General features: G+C 69.0%; 12 protein-coding genes. 2 read left to right on the top strand and 10 right to left on the bottom strand.

The window, feature by feature from the left end:
- Positions 1–73 precede the first annotated feature (73 nt).
- Positions 74–1,255, top strand: a complete 1,182-nt coding sequence (locus tag ADK65_RS01785; RefSeq protein ID WP_053667963.1) for a cytochrome P450 family protein — start codon at positions 74–76, stop codon at positions 1,253–1,255.
- On the opposite strand, the gene ADK65_RS01780 is transcribed toward ADK65_RS01785, so the two are convergent.
- A complete protein-coding gene (locus ADK65_RS01780) occupies positions 1,256–2,647 on the bottom strand; it encodes a succinic semialdehyde dehydrogenase (protein ID WP_078955756.1) in 1,392 nt (463 codons plus the stop codon).
- Between the two features lie 135 nt (positions 2,648–2,782).
- Between ADK65_RS01780 and ADK65_RS01775 the strand changes: the two genes are divergently transcribed.
- Complete coding sequence (locus tag ADK65_RS01775; protein ID WP_199825551.1) at positions 2,783–8,656, top strand: type I polyketide synthase; 5,874 nt, start codon at positions 2,783–2,785, stop codon at positions 8,654–8,656.
- A gap of 56 nt (positions 8,657–8,712) precedes the next feature.
- Here the strand turns inward: ADK65_RS01775 and ADK65_RS01770 are convergent, their stop codons facing one another.
- The 9 genes from ADK65_RS01770 to ADK65_RS01730 form a co-directional block, all read right to left on the bottom strand.
- Complete coding sequence (locus ADK65_RS01770) at positions 8,713–10,341, bottom strand: polyketide synthase (protein ID WP_078955766.1); 1,629 nt, start codon at positions 10,339–10,341, stop codon at positions 8,713–8,715.
- A gap of 28 nt (positions 10,342–10,369) precedes the next feature.
- Positions 10,370–10,792: a 4'-phosphopantetheinyl transferase family protein gene (locus tag ADK65_RS01765; protein WP_159038703.1), complete on the bottom strand. Its 423-nt coding sequence runs from the start codon at positions 10,790–10,792 to the stop codon at positions 10,370–10,372.
- Between the two features lie 133 nt (positions 10,793–10,925).
- Positions 10,926–11,723: an enoyl-CoA hydratase/isomerase family protein gene (locus tag ADK65_RS01760; protein WP_053667960.1), complete on the bottom strand. Its 798-nt coding sequence runs from the start codon at positions 11,721–11,723 to the stop codon at positions 10,926–10,928.
- The gene (locus ADK65_RS01755) at positions 11,723–12,943 is read right to left on the bottom strand and encodes a protoporphyrinogen/coproporphyrinogen oxidase (protein WP_159038702.1); all 1,221 of its coding nucleotides are present in this window, start codon (positions 12,941–12,943) and stop codon (positions 11,723–11,725) included. Before ADK65_RS01755 ends, ADK65_RS01760 begins: the two co-directional genes overlap by 1 nt.
- A 19-nt stretch (positions 12,944–12,962) precedes the next feature.
- Positions 12,963–13,832 (bottom strand): alpha/beta fold hydrolase, encoded by an 870-nt coding sequence (locus tag ADK65_RS01750; RefSeq protein WP_053667958.1) that lies wholly within the window; start codon positions 13,830–13,832, stop codon positions 12,963–12,965.
- Positions 13,833–13,839: 7 nt separating this feature from the next.
- Positions 13,840–15,330 (bottom strand): coproporphyrinogen-III oxidase family protein, encoded by a 1,491-nt coding sequence (locus ADK65_RS01745; RefSeq protein ID WP_053667957.1) that lies wholly within the window; start codon positions 15,328–15,330, stop codon positions 13,840–13,842.
- Positions 15,331–15,339: 9 nt separating this feature from the next.
- Positions 15,340–16,224 carry an AfsA-related hotdog domain-containing protein gene (locus ADK65_RS01740; protein WP_053667956.1) on the bottom strand — a complete coding sequence of 295 codons (885 nt, stop codon included), beginning with the start codon at positions 16,222–16,224 and terminating at the stop codon, positions 15,340–15,342.
- Positions 16,218–17,414: a beta-ketoacyl-[acyl-carrier-protein] synthase family protein gene (locus ADK65_RS01735; protein WP_053667955.1), complete on the bottom strand. Its 1,197-nt coding sequence runs from the start codon at positions 17,412–17,414 to the stop codon at positions 16,218–16,220. The genes ADK65_RS01740 and ADK65_RS01735 overlap by 7 nt, the downstream gene beginning before the upstream one ends.
- Positions 17,411–17,665, bottom strand: coding sequence for an acyl carrier protein (locus ADK65_RS01730; protein WP_053667954.1), 255 nt, complete (start codon positions 17,663–17,665; stop codon positions 17,411–17,413). The genes ADK65_RS01735 and ADK65_RS01730 overlap by 4 nt, the downstream gene beginning before the upstream one ends.
- Between the last annotated feature and the right edge of the window lie 530 nt (positions 17,666–18,195).

Genomic DNA, 18,195 nt, shown 5'->3' with positions numbered 1-18,195 from the left:
CACCCTGTCCACGCCCGGCGGGAGTTAGCTGCGCTTTAGCGGAGCGTTTGTCGACGAACCTAGGGTGACCGCTATGACCCGCCTCATCGATCTCACGTCAGACGCAGCCGAGTTCAACGCGGATCCCTACCCGCTCTACGCCAAACTTCGCGCGCAGGGTCCCGTGCATCGCGTGCGGAGCGAGGCCGGTGAACAGTGGCTCGTCGTCGGGTACGAGGCGGCCAAGGAAGCCCTCACCGACCCCAGGTTCCGCAAGAACCGGCCCCGTCCGAGCGCCACGGACAGCGGGATCTCGCCCATCGACAAGAACCTGCTGGAAACCGACCCTCCGGACCACACCCGACTGCGGAAGCTTGTCACCCGGGAGTTCACCGGACGGCGCATCGCCGCCCTCGAACCACGGATCCAGGAGCTGACGGACGAGCTGGTGGACGAGCTGACGGCGAAGTCCGCAGGGCGAGCCGATCTCGTGGACGCGCTGGCCTTCCCGCTGCCGATGACGGTCATCTGCGAACTGCTCGGCGTCCCCGATCTGGACCGGGACGCCTTCCGCGGCTGGTCCAACGACTTCGTCGCCCCTGAGGGCCCGGACTCGATGACGAAGGCGATCCATGCGATCGAGGCCTATCTGATCGAGCTGATCGCCGCCAAGGCCAAGACGCCGGGTGACGACCTGATGAGCGCGCTGATCAGGACCCGTGACGAGGAGGGCGACCGGCTCTCGCGCGACGAACTGATCGCCATGGCCTTCCTGTTGCTGGTCGCGGGGCAGGAGACCACAGCGAACCTGATATCCGGAGGGCTGCTCTGCTTGCTCCGCCACCCCGACCAACTTGCGGCACTGCGAGCCGATATGCGCCTGTTGGACAGCGCCATCGAGGAGATACTGCGCTACGAAGGACCGGTGGAGAACTCCACCTTCCGTTACACCGCCACCGACACCTCTTTCCGGGGCACCGTGATCCCCGCGGACTCGACGGTGCGGGTGGTGTTCGCGTCCGCCGACCGGGACCCGGCCAAGTTCGCCGCGCCTGACACCTTCGACATCCGGCGGTCCACTCAGGGACACCTGGCCTTCGGCCACGGGGTGCACTACTGCATCGGCGCACCACTGGGCCGGCTCGAGGCCAAGGTCGCCATCGGTACACTCCTGCGCCGATGCCCGAAGCTGGCACTGGACACCGCCCCGGAAGCACTGGAGTGGCGCCCCGGACTGCTCATCCGCGGAGTGCGCAGGCTCCCCGTCCGCTGGTGATCACCGCAGACGCAACAGTTTGAGCGTCCGCATCACCCGTACCATGAGCTCCTCGTAGCGTTCGCCCTGGAATTGCACCGGACCAAGGGCGAACGGGCCCATGGGCACCAACCGTTGCTCGGCCACGGTCTGCGGCTCGGTGAAGCGGAGGATGCCTTCCGACGAGTGCCGTGCCCCGACCCCGGAATCGCCGCGGCCGCCCATAGGGGCGTCCACGCTGCCGAAAGCGGAGCCGTATGCCTCGTTGATGTTGACCTGGCCAGTGCGCAGCCGGGCGGCGAGGCCACGCGCACGGGCGGGACGGCGCGTCCACAAGGAGACGTTGAGTCCGTACGCGGTGTCATTGACCAAGTGGGCAGGGTCGCCGGTGAACACGTGCACGGCGACCACCGGGCCGAAGGTCTCCTCGGCGTACAGGCGCATCTCCGGTGTGACCCCGGACAGCACCGTGGGCTCGTAGAAGAGGTCGTGCGACCGGCCCCCGGTCAGGACGGTGGCGCCCTTGGCCACGGCGTCCTCGACATGCGCTTCGACCTTGGCGAGCTGATCAGCGGAGATCAACGGGCCGATGTCGCGGCCCAAGGTCAGCTCGCCGGCGCGGTCGACGAACGCCTTCAGGAAGTGGTCCGCCACATCGGCATGTGCGTATATCCGCTCGATCGACATGCACAGCTGCCCCGTGGAGGTGAAGCAGCCGCGGACAGCGCCCTCCACCGCACGTTCCAGGTTCGCGTCGTCGAGGACGACAAGCGCGTTCTTGCCGCCCAGTTCGAGGGAGCACCCCACGAGACGCTCGCCGGCCCGGCGGCCGACCTCGCGACCGGTGCGGGTCGATCCGGTGAAACAGACGTAGTCCGCTTGGTCCACCAGCGCCGCGCCGACGACAGGGCCATCACCGGTCACCAGCTGCCATGCCTGCTCGGGCAGGCCGGCCTCGACCATGAGGTCGCGGATCCAGCGAGTGGTTCCGGCAGTGCGGCTGTCCGGCTTGGTGACCAGCGAGTTTCCTGCGGCGAGCGCAGGGAGGGCATCGCTGACGACGAGCGCCAAAGGGTAGTTCCAGGGGACGATCTGGCCCACGACACCGACCGGATGGCGTAGTTCCGTGGTGCGGGTGAGTACCGGCACCACGCCGCGGCGCCTGCGCGGGCGCAGCTGATGAGGGGCTCGGCGTCCGTAGTAGCGGGCCACGACAGAGGCAGCCAGCACCTCCTCTACCGCGTGCGGGCGCACTTTCCCGGTCTCCTGGCGAACCAGTGCCAGGATCTCCTCTCTGCGCGTGAGCAAGAGGTCGTGGAAGCGGAGCAGCACCGCGGCGCGACGTCGCGCTGAGGTTCGGGCCCACCCGGGCTGGGCGGCGCGTGCTCGGTCGAATGCCTGGATCACGTCCATGGCACGGCACGTTAGCGGCGCGAGCGCCTCGTGGCTTCCCCCGATGCCCCCGGCTTCAGTCGGGCTTTAGCAGCTGTTTTGTCCTGACGCCTAGCATCGCGGTTCGGTGTGCGACACATCCCCAGGAGGCTTTGAGTGAGCATCGCGATCGTGGGAATGGCGGGCCGATTCCCAGGGGCACCCGACCTTGAATCGTTCTGGGATCTGCTGGACCACGGCCGCGACGCCATCACCCCGGTACCCGCCGACCGCTGGGACCCGGACGAGGTCGCCGACCCCACGAAGGAGATTCAGGCTGTCGGCGGATTTCTGGCCGACGTCGACCTCTTCGACGCCGGCTTCTTCGGTATTTCCCCGCGCGAGGCTGAGGTTCTCGACCCGCAGCAGCGGCTGCTCCTCGAAACGGTCTGGCGCGCCTTGGAGGACGCCGACACTCCGGCGGCCACGCTGCGCGGCACCCGTACCGGAGTCTACATCGGTGGCCTGTGGCACGATCACGAGTTGCTGCGGAAGGACCGAGGCGCCCCGCCCACCCAGCACTCCATCGTCGGCAACTCTCTCGACATCCTCTCCTCCCGTATCTCGTACACCCTGGGGCTGACCGGACCAAGCCTCACCATCGAGTCCAGCTGCTCCTCCTCGCTGGTCGCGCTGCACCAGGCGTGCCAGGCGATCCGCTCGGGAGAGGTGGACGCGGCCATCGTCGGTGGCTCCAATCTGATGCTCACTCCCGAAGTGACGGTGGGACTGACCCACTTCGGCGGTCTCTCGCCCACCGGGCGCTGCCACGCCTTCGGGGCGGGAGCCGATGGCTTCGTGCGCGGCGAAGGGGTAGCCGTTGTCTATCTGAAGGCCGCGGACCGCGCGGCCCGGGACCGAGACCGGATCCGGGCGGTCGTATGCGCCAGCGCCGTCAACAACGACGGCGGCGGCGACAGCTTGGTCACCCCCAATCCAGCGGCCCAGATGGACCTGTTGCGCCGCGTCTACGGCCCCGACGGCATCGATCCCGCCTCGGTCGCCTACGTGGAGGCGCACGGCACCGGCACTGTGCGCGGCGATTCCGCCGAGGCGTCCGCCCTGGGCGAAGTGCTCGGCTCCGCCCTCCCCACCCGGCCTCTGCGCATCGGATCGGTCAAGACCAACATCGGACATCTGGAGGCTGCCGCAGGCCTCGCCGGTATCGTCAAAGCGGTCCTCGCGTTGGAGCACGCGCGGGTTCCACGCAGTCTGCACGCCGACGAACTCAGCCCGTCGATCGACTTCGACGGCCTCAACCTGGAGGTCGTACGGGAAGCGCTGGCACTGCGGCCCGGCGACCGGATCGGCGTCAACTCCTTCGGCTGGGGCGGAACCAACGCGCACGTGGTGGTGGAGCTGGGGGATTCGGTGGCGTTCGCGCCCGATGACGTACCCGTGACCGCCGACGAGGTCTTCGTCGTGCCGCTGAGCGGGCATACCCCGCAAGGACTCGACGCGCGCACGGCCGCGGTACGGCACCTCGTGGCCGGCGGGGCTGACGCGCGTGCGGTGGGACAGAAGCTCGGGCACCACCGGGACCATTTCGCCGAGCGGCGCGCACTCGTGGGGCGTGAGCTGCGTGAAGTCGCCGCGGGCCGGGCCCGTGAAGTCGGCAAGGTCGCTTTCGTGTTTCCAGGGCAGGGCGCCCAATGGGCTGGCATGGGTGCCGAGTTGTACGGGGCAGAGGACGCCTTCACCGACACCCTTGATCGCTGCGCCGAGGCGCTCGGCGCCCATGTGCCGTGGGACGTCCGTGATTTGGTGACGGGACGTGAGCCGCTGACCGGTGTGGAGCGTGTGCAGCCGGCGCTGTGGGCCATGTCCGTCTCGCTCGCCGCTGCCTGGGCGCGGGCCGGCGTCCGTCCCGATGTAGTGGTCGGTCACAGCCAGGGCGAGATCGCCGCCGCCACCGTCGCAGGAGCGCTGTCCATCGAAGACGGCGCACTCGCCGTGACCCGGCGCAGCGCGTCGCTGCGCAAGGTCGCCGGGCACGGCCGGATGCTGGCGGTGGACCTCGACGCCGACAGCGCGCTCGCGGCTCTCGCGGGCTTCGAGGGCCTGGTGGAACTGGCGGTGGAGAACGGGCCGCGTTCCTGCGTGCTGGCCGGAGAGAGCGACCCCGTCCTCCTGTTGAAGGAGATCCTGGAGGCGGAGGACGTCTTCTGCCGTTTGGTGGACGTGGACTACGGCTCGCACAGCCCGCAGATGGACCCCATCCTCGATGAAATCCGCACCGCCCTGGCCCCGGTCTCACCCCGGGAGGGGCACACCCCGCTGCTTTCCACCGTGGACCTGCGGTGGAAGACGGGCGATGAGCTGGACGCCACCCATTGGGCCGCCAACTTGCGCAGCCGGGTCCGGTTCGCCGAGGCGGTACGCCTGCTGCTGGACAACGGCGTGACCCATGTGGTCGAGATCAGCCCACACCCTGGCCTCGGCACAGCGCTGCGTCAGCTCGGCGACGAGCGGGACGATCCGCCTGTGGTCTTGGGTACGCTGCGCCGCGACGAAGGTTCGCCCGAGCATCTGGCCGCGGCCTTCGGTGCGGCATACGTCTCGGGGCTGCCCGCCTACGGGCTCGCCGGCACGGGCCGTCCCGTCGAGGGCCTGCCTCCCTACCCCTTCCAGCGCGAGCGCTACGCCTTCGCCGCGGGACGCACCGCAAGCCGCGGCCGACTGGAGCTGGCGCTGAGGCCCTCCACCGCGAACGGCCGGTGGGAGGGCGCGCTGGAGCTGTCCCTCGCCGGCCACCCATGGCTCGCTGATCACCGGCTGCACGACGTCGCCGTCTTCCCTGGCGGCGGCCAGCTGGCTCTTCTGCAACACGCGTTGCGCGAGCGTACGGACGGCCCCATAACCATCCGCGACGTCCGGCTGATGGAAGCGCTGCCGCTCACCGACGAACCCGTACGTCTCGCCGCGATCTGGCAACCGGGGGCGGGTCCGCATGGAACGGCCGCAGTGGCCTCCGGCGGGGAGACGGGCTGGACGGTGCACTGCCAGGCCGTGGCCTCTTGGGACAAGAAGGCGGAACTCCCGCTGTTTCCTGTGCACCTGGCCGCCTCAGGCAGATCGGTCGATGCCTCGGACTTCTATCGCCGCTGTGCCTCCCGCGGTCTGCCGTACGGCCCCGCCTTCCAGACGGTCAACGAGGCACGGCTGGGGGACGGCGAGGCGCTGGTCAGCGTGGCGCTGCCGGCCGGCAGCCGGTCGGGGCGGCTCGCCGGAGCCGTGCACCCCGTGCTGTGGGACGGCGTGCTTCAGGCTGCGCTGGTGGTGACCGAGGGCCCCTGTCTGCCGGTCGCGGTGGCGACCGCCGTTCTGCCGGCCCAGGTGCCAGACCGGCTTCTCGTCCACGCCCGGCGAGGCGAACACGGTGTGGACATCGCAGTGTTCACCGAGGACGGGATACCGCTCGGACGTCTGGACGGAGTGGTGCTCGCCGGATTGCCGCAGAGCGCGGGACAGACGGGCGACGCGGACCGGTTGGTGTTCCGCACGGTCATGGAGGCCCAGGAGCGCACGCCCGGTCAGCCCGGGTCGGTGTACTGGCACGGTGATCCGGCACGACTGCCAGGGCCGGTGCCCGAGGGCGTGGCACTCGACCGGGCCGACGTGATTGTCTTCATCGCCCCTGATGATGCCCGCGATGGATTGGCCGAACTGGCCAGTCTCGTACGCCGCACGCTCGCAGCGAACCCAGCCGCACGGCTGGCAGTCGTGGCGCGGGAGGCCGGCCCCTACGAAGGGTTCGTCTCCGTGGTGCAGGCCGAGCATCCCCAGTTGGGAGCGCGCCTGATCACCGGAGAGTTCGACGCCGACGAGCTGGCCGCGACCGACGACCGCGTTGCGCTGCACGACGGGCAACGGCTGGTCGGACGGCGAACGCGCGGGGGCGGCCCCACACTGCCGCCTGCCACCCGAAGCGGCGGTGAGCGGCCGTTCCGGCTCACTGTTGCCCGTCCCGGTAGTTTCGAGACGCTTGCTGCGCGGCCCCTGGAGACGACGACACCGCGGGCCGGTCAGGTCACCGTCCGCACCTCGGCCTCAGCCCTCAACTTCATCGATGTGATGAAGGCCCTCGGCGTCTACCCGGACGCCTCATGGGACCGTTCGCTCCTGGGGCTGGAGTGCGCCGGCGTGGTCACCGCCGTCGGGGCCGACGTGACCGGTATCGCCCCTGGCGACCAGGTGGTGGCCTGCGCGTTCGGGGCGCTCGGCTCCGAGGTGACCGCGGACGCACGGCACGTGGTACCCGTGCCCGAAGGGCTGACCGACGCGCAGGCGGCAGCGCTGCCCATGGTGCTGGTCACCGCCTGGTACGCGCTGATCGACCGGGCCCGGCTCAGCCCGGGCGAGACCGTCCTCGTGCACTCCGCCACCGGCGGGCTCGGGCTGGCCGCGCTCCAGGTGGCACGCAGGGCAGGTGCCGAGGTCATCGCCACCGCCGGCACAGAGGAGAAGCGGGCCTACCTGCGCGGCCTCGGCATCCGACACGTCTTCGACTCGCGCTCACTCGACTGGGCGGGGCAGGTGCGCGAGGCGACGGGCGGGCGAGGTGTGGACGTTGTGCTCAACTCGCTGTCCGGCGCCGCCCTTACGCTGGGCCTCGATGTGCTGGCCGAAGACGGTCGCTTCATCGAGGTCGGCAAGCGGGACATCTACGCCGAGAGCACGATCGGGCTCGGCGCCTTCCGCAAGGCGGTCACCGTGTCCGCGGTGGACATCGCCGGGCTGCTGCGTCGCCACCCCGAGCGGTTCGCAAGCGTCCTGGGGACCGTATGGCGTCTGCTGGCGGCCGGCGAATTCACGCCGCTGCCGGTGCGGGAGTTCCGCTTCGCGGACGCCGAGGGAGCGTTCCGCACGATGGCCCGCGGCGAGCACATCGGCAAACTGGTGATCACGTCGTCACCAGTGGAGGTGGCTCCCGAGCCACTGCCCGGTGACCGGTTCCGCCCGGGCGGCACCTATCTGATCACCGGAGGGCTCGGCGCCCTCGGTCTCTCTCTGTCCGAACACCTCGCCGCCCATGGCGCCGGCGCGCTTGCCCTCCTCAGCCGCGGCGGGCCGAGGAGTCCTGAGGACATGGCCCGTATCGATGCCATTCGGCGCGGCGGCACCCAGGTGGAGATCTGGTCCGCGGACGTCGCGGATCCGGTCCGGATGCGTGTGGTGCTGGACGAGATCCGCTCCGGGCTGCCGCCGCTGCGCGGTGTCTTCCACGCCGCGGGAGTGCTCGCCGACGCCACCCTGGCCAACGTGGACTCCGCCCTGATCGACCGGGCGCTGCGCCCCAAGGCAGACGGGGCCCGGGTACTGCACGAGCTCACCGCGGCGGACGGACTCGACCTGTTCGTCTTGTTCTCCTCGGCCGCCGCCTACGTCGGTACCGCGGGTCAGGCGGCCTATGCGGCGGCCAACTCCGCCCTGGACTCGCTCGCCCGCGAACGCCGTGCCGCCGGCCTGCCCGCGCTGAGCGTCCAATGGGGCCCGGTTTCCGGGGGCGGACTGGCCGCGGAGGGGTCTGACCGGCTCGCAGCGCGTGGACTGGGATCCATCACGCCCGCAGAGTGCTGGAGCGCCCTCCATCGGTTCCTCGCAGCCGATGAGGACGTGGTCGGCTGCCTCGCACTGGACCCTGCGCGCTGGTTGGAGATGTATCCGGCTGCTGCGGCTCTGCCGAGCTGGCAGCCACTCGCCGCCACCGGAGCCGCCACAGTGCCGGCCGGGCCGGGCAACCTCTCGGCCGAGCAGGTCGCTGCCCTCACCCGTGACGAGGCGGCGCTGGTGCTCCGGCTCGCCCCTGAGAAGATCACTCCCGATGTGCCACTGCGCTCGCTCGGCATGGACTCCCTGATGTCCCTGGAGCTGCGCTCCCGGCTGGAGACGGCTCTGGGACTGCGGCTCAGCCCGACCCTGCTGTGGAAGCACGGGACGCTGGCGCGGCTGGTACCCGCGCTCACCGCGCTGGTCGGCGCGAACGACTGAGCGGACTCGACCGCCTGACGTACGGTTGGGCGTACGTCAGGCGGTCGGCCGATGCATCAGGAGAGCGGCTGCAGACTGAAGGGGCGGCGCTGCCAGGGATAGCCGGGTACCGTCACCACCATGCGGCCCGGGTGCGGTTCGGGCAGGGCGTCGTCATCGGTCAGCGGCTGGACACGGGCATCCGGCACACCGGCAGCGAGCGCCCGCAGCGCCTCGCGGGCTTGTGCGGGAGTGCCGGCCTTGGCCCACACGGCCTTGCGCAGCCGAGTGCGGCCGCGAGTCACGGTACTGGCGAAGGCCGCGAAGGCCGCGTCGTCATCCGGGAGCGCGGCGGCGTAGCGGTCGGCCAGCGCCCGCAGGGCCTCGTCCGTATGGGCCGAGACCAGGAACCCGTCCGTCGGCTCCACTCTCCGGGCCGCCGGCACCGGGCCTGAGAGGAGCGCATGTGCGTTGGTGCCGCTCATGCCGAACGAGCTGACCGCCGCGAGGCGCCCCGCCGCGGCGTCCAGGGGCACGGCGGAACGCGGTACCACGAAACCCCCGCGCTCCTCGATCCGCGGGTTGAGCTTGCCGAAACCGCCTTGCGGCGGCACCGTGGAGTGCTCGAGCACCAGCAACACTTTGAGCAGGCCGAGCACCCCGGCGGCCGCCTCGGTGTGCCCGATGACGGACTTGACCGAGCCGACATGCCAGGTGCGGTTCCCGCCCAGCGCCTCTGCTGCGGCGGACAGTTCGATCGGATCGCCGAGCGCCGTCCCGGTCCCGTGCGCCTCCAGGTAGCCGACGTCGGAGCAGGTACGGCCGGAAGTGGCCAAGACCGACTCGATCAGCCGGCGCTGAGCATCGACATCTGGCGCGGTGAAGCCGGTGGAGTTGCCGTCATGGTTGATGCCGACTCCTTCGATGACGCCGAGCACCCGGTCACCGTCGCGTTCCGCGTCGGGAAGGCGCTTGAGGATCAGCATCCCGCACCCTTCCCCGCGAACGAACCCGTTGGCGCTCGCGTCGAAGGGGCGGCAACGGCCGTCGGGAGACAGTGCCGAAGTGCGGCTGATGTCCATGGTGGAGCGCGGGCCGAGAATCAGATTGACGCCGCCGGCCAGCGCCACGTCGCAGTCGCCGGCGGTGAGCGCGCGGGCGGCCTGGTGGATGGCGACCAGTGAGGAAGAGCACGCCGTGTCGATCGCAAGCGCGGGCCCGCCCAGGCCCAGGGTGTGCGCGAGGCGTCCCGCAGCGAAGCAGTGCCCGTTGCCGATCAGCCAGGACGGGCTCGGGTCCTCCTCAGCCCAGGACCGGTGGTCCTGACCGGTGATGCCGACGTATACGCCGGCTGACCCGGCAACCGTCTCAGGCGGAATCGCAGCGTCCTCGAAAGCCTCCCAGGCCACTTCGAGCAGCAGCCGGTGCTGCGGATCCAGGTTCCGTGCCTCCCTCGGTGAGATGCCGAAGAAGTCCGCGTCAAAAGCGAGTGCGTCGGTCAGGTACCCGCCGCGTTCGGCCGGTCCCGGCTTCGGCCGGTCTGCGGGATAGTTCCCGGTCAGGTCATCCGCAGCCATCAGGGCCGCCCAGTAGCCCGCCCGGTCCTTGATGCCACCGGGCGCGCGCAGCGCCGCCCCCACCACGGCGATGCGCCGGGTGCCACGGGCCGCGTTCAACTCGGCGCGCAGTGAGCGGATGGTCTCCATCGCCCGGCGGAGCGGGCCGGCGCTGTCCTCAGGCATGGTTGAGCCTTTCTTCGTACGGGAGCTGAACAGACCCCACGGCGACCGCGGCACGGTATCCAGGCGGGGCCACCAGGTCGTGCACCGGCTCTCGCAGCGTGCACACCGTGTCGAGCAGAGCGGGAAAGCCCTCGCCTCGGACCTTGAGGATTGCCTCCTTGCGAGCCCACAGACGGGTGAAGCGGGCGGCTGTGGGCCGCTGTTGCCAGTATGCGAGTTCCCCCGGGGTAAGGCAGGATGTGGCCAGTTCGGGAAGGTTGCGGCGCGACCGGACACGCTCCACGTCCACACCGATCGGGGTTTCCCAGGAGAACGCGAGCACGGCCACCGCGTCCGAATGGCTCCAGCTGACGAACAGTTCGCGGCCGTCGCAGGAGGCATGCGGTTTTCCATTGCTGTCCGGCCGCACCGTCACCGGCCGGCCGCCACATGCGCGTACGAGAGATTCCTGGACCCAGGCTCGGGTCTGCGACCTGACATGCCGCTTCTGCGCCTGCGGCATCCGGCCCGCGCAGTCGTCTGCGAACCGTGCGAACCGGACCGTGGAGTCAGCGGCCCCGGAACTCAGGGGTCTCTCCCGCCAGCAACGCACCGATCCCGGCGCGCAGGTCCGCGGAGACGGCGCCGTCGGCGAAGAGGGCGTGTTCGGCGACGAGATGCTCCTCCAAGGGTGTATGCAGTGCGATATCCAGCAGGCGCTTCGCGCTGCGGGCAGTGTGCGGGGCCACGCGGGACAGCGTTTGGAGTCGGCGCAACGCGTGCTCTCGCAGTTCCTCCGGGGGAACGACCTCGGTGACCAGGCCCAGTTCGGCGGCGCGTGGCGCGCGCAGAATGGGCTGTTCCAGGAGAAGCTCCACGGCACGGCCGTGCCCGACCAAGCGGGGCAGGAACCAGGACATACCTCCGTCGGTGGAGGCGCCCAGCGCGCCGTAGGCGATGTGGAGCGCCGCGCGACGTGAGGCGATCCGCAGATCGCAGGCGAGGGCGAGGGACATGCCGGCCCCTGCAGCCTGTCCGTTGACGGCGGCGACAACGGGGCAGGGAAGCGCCCTGATGTTGCGGATCGCCGCTGCCAGCAGGTCGGTCAGCTCATAGCTGTACGCACGCGAGTCGACTGCCGGATCGTTCAGCCGCTCGTTCATCTCCCGCAGATCACCGCCGCGGGAGAAGTCCCGACCTGCGCCGGTGACGAGCACTCCCTTGCGCCCGGACAGTTCCTTCGTCTTCGCCGCCAGTTCCGTCAGGAGGGCATGGTTCATCGCGTTGCCCGCATCAGGGCGGTTCAGCGTCAGGATTGCGTTGTCGCCCGATTTCCCGATGTCCTCCACGAGCACCAGAGGGTCCATCACAGCACCCTGAGCAATTTGTCGGCGTTCTCGTAGCCGGCACGGAAGCATGCCTCGATGGACGCACCGCGGCGGTAGTCGCCTGTCAGCTCCAGCTTGTCCAGACTGTTCACGGCCCGGTCGATGCGAGCGAGCCGTGCGCTGTGGTGACGGCTGTAGCCGCAGTAGGCATGCTCCCAGCGCTTCACGACCATGGCGATCCGCCGGGCGCCCACCCGGCCGGTCTGCTTGCCGAGCTGGGCCTCGGCGAGCTCGATCAGCTCTTCATCGGAACGTTCAGCGGCGCGGTGAGCCCGACCCGAGAAGGTGTAGCGCACGATGTGGCGGTCACTGACACCGTAGGCGCCGATGTTGCTCAACGGTGAACCGGCCGGCTGCACGAACGCGCGTTCCCGCGCCCCGAAGGCCGGGCGGTCGTACTCGGCGAGGATCACGGCGGCCGGGAAATAGCGGACTCCGCGCAGCTCTTCCGCCAGACCCTGAGCCGCAGGATCCAGGAGTGAGGCGGCCGCGTGCGCGGGCAGAGCGACGACCACCGCGTCGTGCTGCCCGCGCAGGGCCTCCAGGTCCGTGACCCGCGTGCCGCCGCGGAAGGAGACGTACTTCCCGAACTGTTCGAAGAGTTCCCCGAAACCGCTGCTGAGCTGCTCGAAGGTATCCATCACCATGCCGAGATGGGTGCCGAAGCACTCCAGGTGCACCTCATCGTCCTCAGCGCCGTTCATCCGCACCGTCAACGACCGGATCAGCTTTTTGCGCAGGGTCGGACCGAAGTACTCGGCGAGGGTGGGGTCGCCGTGCTTCGCGGCCATAGCCGTCAGGCCGGGTCCTCCGAGGAAGCGGTTCTCGTCCCGGGTACGGACCGCCCGCACGACCCTCAGGCCGCGGCCCAAGTCCCGGGCAGGGATGTCCTTCAGCAGGTGAAAGAGCGAAGAGAGCTTCCTGGTGGAATCGATGGTCCGGTCCCGGCCACCGTCGCTGCGGGTAGAGTTGATGCCGAAGAACTCCCAGTCGGTACAACCCAGTTCGGCGGCAAACGAGCGGAATGCGGAATACTTCCGCCCGATGTTCTTGCCTCCTGCGGTCAGCATGCGGTCGCCCAGTTGCACACTGGCCGAACGACCGCCGAGCCGGTCCTGCTCGTCGTAGAGCGAGACCATGTGGCCGGCCCGCTGCAGTCGCCAAGCCGCAGCCATTCCCGACCAGCCTCCGCCGATCACCGCTATGTCCGCTGCCATGTCAGCCGCCTCCTTCGAGCGTCTTGCCGGTCCAGTCCTCGATGTGTGCGGCGAGTGCCTCACTGTGCCGGACCCAGCGGAAGTGATCCAGCCTCTTGCCCCCGGCCATGTCGTCCGTGAATGTCCAGCGGTCCACGGTCGCGGCGGGGAGTTTGCCGAGCAGGTGTTGCACGGCTCCGGGCGGAGCAAGCACATCGTGCTCCACATCGATGGCGAGCACCGGAAGCTCGAGGCCCGCCAGCGCCGCCTCGTAGTCGATGTCGCTGTTTTCCAGGCGGTAGCGGCCGCTGCGCCCCTGGCGGGCCCAGTCACGCATCACACCTGGATACTGGCGCCCTCCGAAGCCCAGCTTGTCTCCCGGCCAGTGGCCGAGCAGGGTGGCGGCGACGGCGAAGAGCTGACCGCCGACCAGATTCCGGACCCCGTGCAGGGCACCGAAGCCGCGCCACCACACCGAGCCCGAGGCAACAAGCACCACGGCGCGCACGCCGTCCATCGGGACCGCGGCCGCTGCGAGCAGGGCGACTTGACCGCCGAGACTGTGCCCGACGAGTACGACGGGCGCCTGTGGAAGTTCGGTGCGCAGGGCCCTGACGGCAGCAGGGAGATCGTCCTCGGCCAGTTCGCGATAGCCCGCGCCCACCCCGCGGCGAGGCCGCGGAGTCGACTCGCCCTGGCCTCTCAGGTCGAGTACGGCGGCGTGCAGCCCGGTGGCGTGCAGCCGCTTCGCGAGCGGCCCGTAGAAGGCACCCCGCGCTCCCATCGCCGGCACCACGAGCGCCACCGGGGCATCGACACGATCGCCGCGCCACAGTTTCAGCACGAGTTGCGCACCGCCCGTCGACGGGACACTGACAGTGATCTCCCTCATCCTCGCCTCACTTCATGAGCTTGGGATACAGGTCGTCGTTCTCCTTGATGAACGTCGTCTGCTCGTTGATCCCGAAGCGGTCCTCCCTGTCGAAGTCCTCCTTCGCCTCCGTGAGGTGTTCGATGAGGACCTCGCCCTCGGTGTTGAGTGCGTGGCGCAGGTAGTCCGTCTGCAGATTGCCGTGCCAGATGACACCGAGCTTGGTGACGCGGAAGTGATCGCCTTCGTCCTCGACGGTGCCGTTCTCCAGGTGCCCGTCGATGACGTTCAGCACCCGCTCGAAGACCTCCGAATCGACCTTCTCCCCGAAGTCGCCGAGCAGCGACTTGTCGAGGTGCTTGTAGCGCGGGAACATGACCATGATCCGGTCGAGTACGCCCTCGTACCCGATGGACTGAAGGGTCTCGGTGGAGGCACCGTGCTCGTCGACGTTCTTCTGCCAGTCGTCGACCTTCTCCGGGTTGATGGACACCATGTCCTTGACGTTGCCGCGGGCCGCGCAGCCGATGCCGATGATGTCCTGCCGTGCACAGTGCGCGGTCTGGTACTGGCTCCGCTCATTGCGCTTGGACCAGGTCTCCGCGATCGTGTTGTGGTAGCCCTTCTCGGACAGGAAGTCGTAGAGGTGCTCACGCATCGCCAGCAACTGCCACGGGCTGCCCGGCTGGGCGACCCGCCCGTCCAGGATCATCTTGTGCAGCGGCCGATAGGGCAGGTAGATCGTCGTGAACAGGTCGATCTCGGTGGGGTCGTAGCTGTCCACCAACTCGGTCAGCTCGTCCTGGAAGCCGAACAGCGACTGCCCGGGCAGGTCGTACATCATGTCGACGCACGTGTCGGCCTTGTAGTTGAGATCCCGCATCCGGTCGAAGATCGCATCGACGTCCTCGCGGGTGTCCAGGCGGCCGATCTTGCGGTGGATCTCCGGGTTGAGGGTCTCCACGCCGAACGTGATGCGGTCCCAGCCCTGGTCCCTGAGCACTTCGAGCAGGCCGGGCCGACGCAGAGTGCGGGGCTCGCCAGTGAAGCTCTTCTCGATGGAGTCGTAGTTCGGTATGACCTTGGCGAGGTGTGAGCTGAGCCGCTCGATGGCCGAGGTGGGCAGCGTCGACGGGCTTCCGCCGCCGATGTAGATGCCGGTGAACTTGCGCGCCTGGACATACGGCTGGCGCATGTACCAGTCGATTTCCTTGATCAGGTAGTCCGTGTACTTCTCCAGCCGCTCCGAGTCCTGCTTGGGGTAGTGAAAGCGGTTGAAGTTGCAGTAGTGGCAGAAGCTTTTGCAGTACGGGACGTGGATGTACATCATGATCTCGTCGTTGAGATTGCCGCCCGGATCCTGCAGGCCGGCGATGTTCTCGACGACCTTCTCCCGCGGGACCTGGTCCCAGTCCATGGTCGCGAAGAGCGGAACGACGTAGTGCGACGCGGTGATCACACCGTCGAACGGCACGGGCTTGGACGGGTTGTCACCCAGGTAATAGGGCTCAGCAGGCACGGTCACTCCTCAATCGGTGATGATCTTGCCGGTGGCGATGATCTCCTCGCCCTGCACGATCTCCAGGGCGACAGAGTCTTCGCGGGGGGTGACCCGATAGGTCACCGGGGTTCCGAACTCGGCGAACCTTTCGAATGCGAAGGTGTATGAGGTGATGGTCCTGGCGCCGGGAAACGCGGCCAACGCGGCCTGGCGGGCGCCTTCCCCGAGAAGCATCGCGGGGTAGTGGTCGAGTTCGTGGTCGAAGAAGACCGGGTCGTGGACATTGGCATCAAGACGGGCTGTCAGTTCCGTGCCCTCACGGCGCAGATCGCTGATCACGACGTTGCGCGGGTCGGTACGACCGACCTCGGCCGGACTCGGCCGCACGCCACCCGGGCTGACCACTGCCGGTCCGGCGCCCTCGCGCAGTGCTCGGTAGGAGGCCTGCTCGACCAGCATCAGCGTCCCGCTGAACTCGGCGGCGGGAACACCTTTCAGCCGGCATGTCACGGAGGCTCGCAGCTGTCGGAGCGTTCCGTCCGGGCGTCTCTTCGCTTTGTGCACCACCAACTCGACGAGCACGTCCTCGCTCGCAGGACCCGCGGTCATGGCCTTTCTGTCGAGGACCGCGATCTTCATGAGACCGATGACGAACTGGCGGTCCAGCGGTACACCCATCAGCTGATGCGCGATCGCCTCGGAGGACTGCCGTGCGACTTCGCCGAGCAGCAGAAGGTCGTGCCACGCCTCGGGTCCGTCGCAAGGGACGTCGTTGTAGAGCCGGTGCGTGCGAGGCAGTTGTGCCATGGCGAGCAGCCGCCCGTCCTGCTCGGCGACGCTGGTGACGAACACCTGTTCCACGGCCCGCTTGTGTACCCAGGAGCACGGAACGGTGCGTTCCGTGTTCAGCACGGCGTGCCCCCCTTCAGGACGAGAACCGCGTTATGGCCGCCGAAGCCGAAGGACGTGGACAGGGCGACCGGCTTTTCCAGCGCACACGCCTTCAACACGTGGCGGACGCCGTCGAGCTGCGGGTCCGGATCGGCAAGGCCCACCGTCGGCGGCACCACCCGATGGCGCAGCGCCTGCACTGCGGCGACCGCCTCCACGGCGCCCGCGGCACCCAGCAGATGTCCGATCGATGCCTTCGTCGAGGACATCGGGATACGGCTCAGCTCGTCTCCGAGTACGGACGCCATCGCCGTGGCCTCCGCCAGGTCGTTCAGTACCGTGCCGGTACCGTGAGCGTTGATGTAGCCGATGTCGCTCGGTGCCAGTCCCGCGTCGTCGAGCGCCTTGCGCACCGCAAGGGCCGCGGTGGTCCCGGAGGGCTCCGGCGCCGTGACGTGGTGGGCGTCGGTGGTGGAGCCGTAGCCGACGAGCTCGGCAAGCACCGTGGCGCCGCGGCGCTCAGCCGACTCCAGGTCCTCCAGGACCAGGATCCCGGCTCCCTCGCCCATGATGAAGCCGTCGCGGTCCTTGGCGAACGGTGTGGACGTACCGGTCGGCGAGAGCGCTCCCGCGTTCAGAAACGCGGCATGCATGAATTCCGAAAGCCCGGCCTCGGTGCCGCCAACCACCGCGGCGTCAGCCTCGCCGGCGCGGATCAGCCGTACCCCGGAGCCGATAGCCTGGGCCCCCGCGGCGCAGGCCGACATCACTGTCCAACTCTCGCCCCGGAAACCGTACTTCAACGAGAGCTGTGCCGGAGTGGCGTTGGCCATCATCATCGGGATGGTCAGCCCCGACACCGCGTCCGGACCGTCCTCGCGCAGGACGTCCAGCTGAGTCCTGAGGGTGTGGAAGCCGCCGATCCCGGTGCCGACGACACACGCCACTCGCCCTCCGTCGTATGGCATCTGCTCGGTCCACCCCGCCTGTGCCATCGCTTCCTGGCAGGCGGCCATGGCCAGTTGGGTACAACGATCGGTCCGGCGCTTCTCCTTGCGGTTGAGCGCATGCTCGGGCACGAATTCACGGCAGCGCCCCACACCGTCGGCCAGCCCACTGTGACCGGCGACCACCCTGGCGTGCAGGACGTCCGCACCGTTACCGAGTGCCGTCACCGCACCGGTTCCGGTGACGGCGATACGGCGGCTCACTTAGCTCCGGCGACAGCGCAGATGACGTCCAGCGCCTCACCCACGGACTTCACATCGTCCAGATCCTTGGGGCGAAGCTTGATCTGGAACTCTTTGCTCACCGACTGGCCAAGGTCCACCAGGTCCAGGGAATCGATCTCCAGCTCGTCGAATGTGGCGTCCGTGTGGATCTCGTCCCGCTCGGCGCCGCAGTCCACCAGGGTCTCGACGACGAACCGCTCGACTTGGTCGCGCGTGGGCTGCGCAGGCACATGGACCTCCTACTGTGGAAGGTGATTGACCAGTGCATACAAGCAGGGCGGTCTAAAGGCTGAATTACCGACCACTAAATTCCGCCGCCCCTCCCACGGCACCGATCCACCGCGTGACAGTCGTGCCGTAGACGATGACATGCGAGGAAGTTCCCGCTGACCTGGGATGATGGGAGCGCCTACGTCATCGTCAGTCACACAGGGCAAGGCGCGACGGCCGTGGCTTCCAGGTGGGTCACTCGATATGCGTCTCGTCATCCGAGGGTGCGCGGCGCTCCCAGGCCGTGAGGCGTGGTCCGCGGAAGCGATGCCGGGGACCGCACAGTCCGCCTGCGGACGCCGTCCGGAACAACCGGCCGGAACGAGCTGCCGTCGAGTACGCCCAGGACGTGCTGGAGGTGTGCGAGGCGCTCGATCCGGCTGTCGCGCCGCCCTTCCCGAGGCCGCACTTGCGCAGCGGGCTTCCGTGACGCACGGCACCCCCGCGCGGCTGACCGGCGGGACACGCGGAGCCGAACACAGAACACAGG

Source organism: Streptomyces sp. NRRL B-1140 (assembly GCF_001280065.1).
Classification (GTDB): Bacteria; Actinomycetota; Actinomycetes; order Streptomycetales; family Streptomycetaceae; genus Streptomyces.
This window is presented reverse-complemented; position numbering and strand designations above follow the sequence as displayed.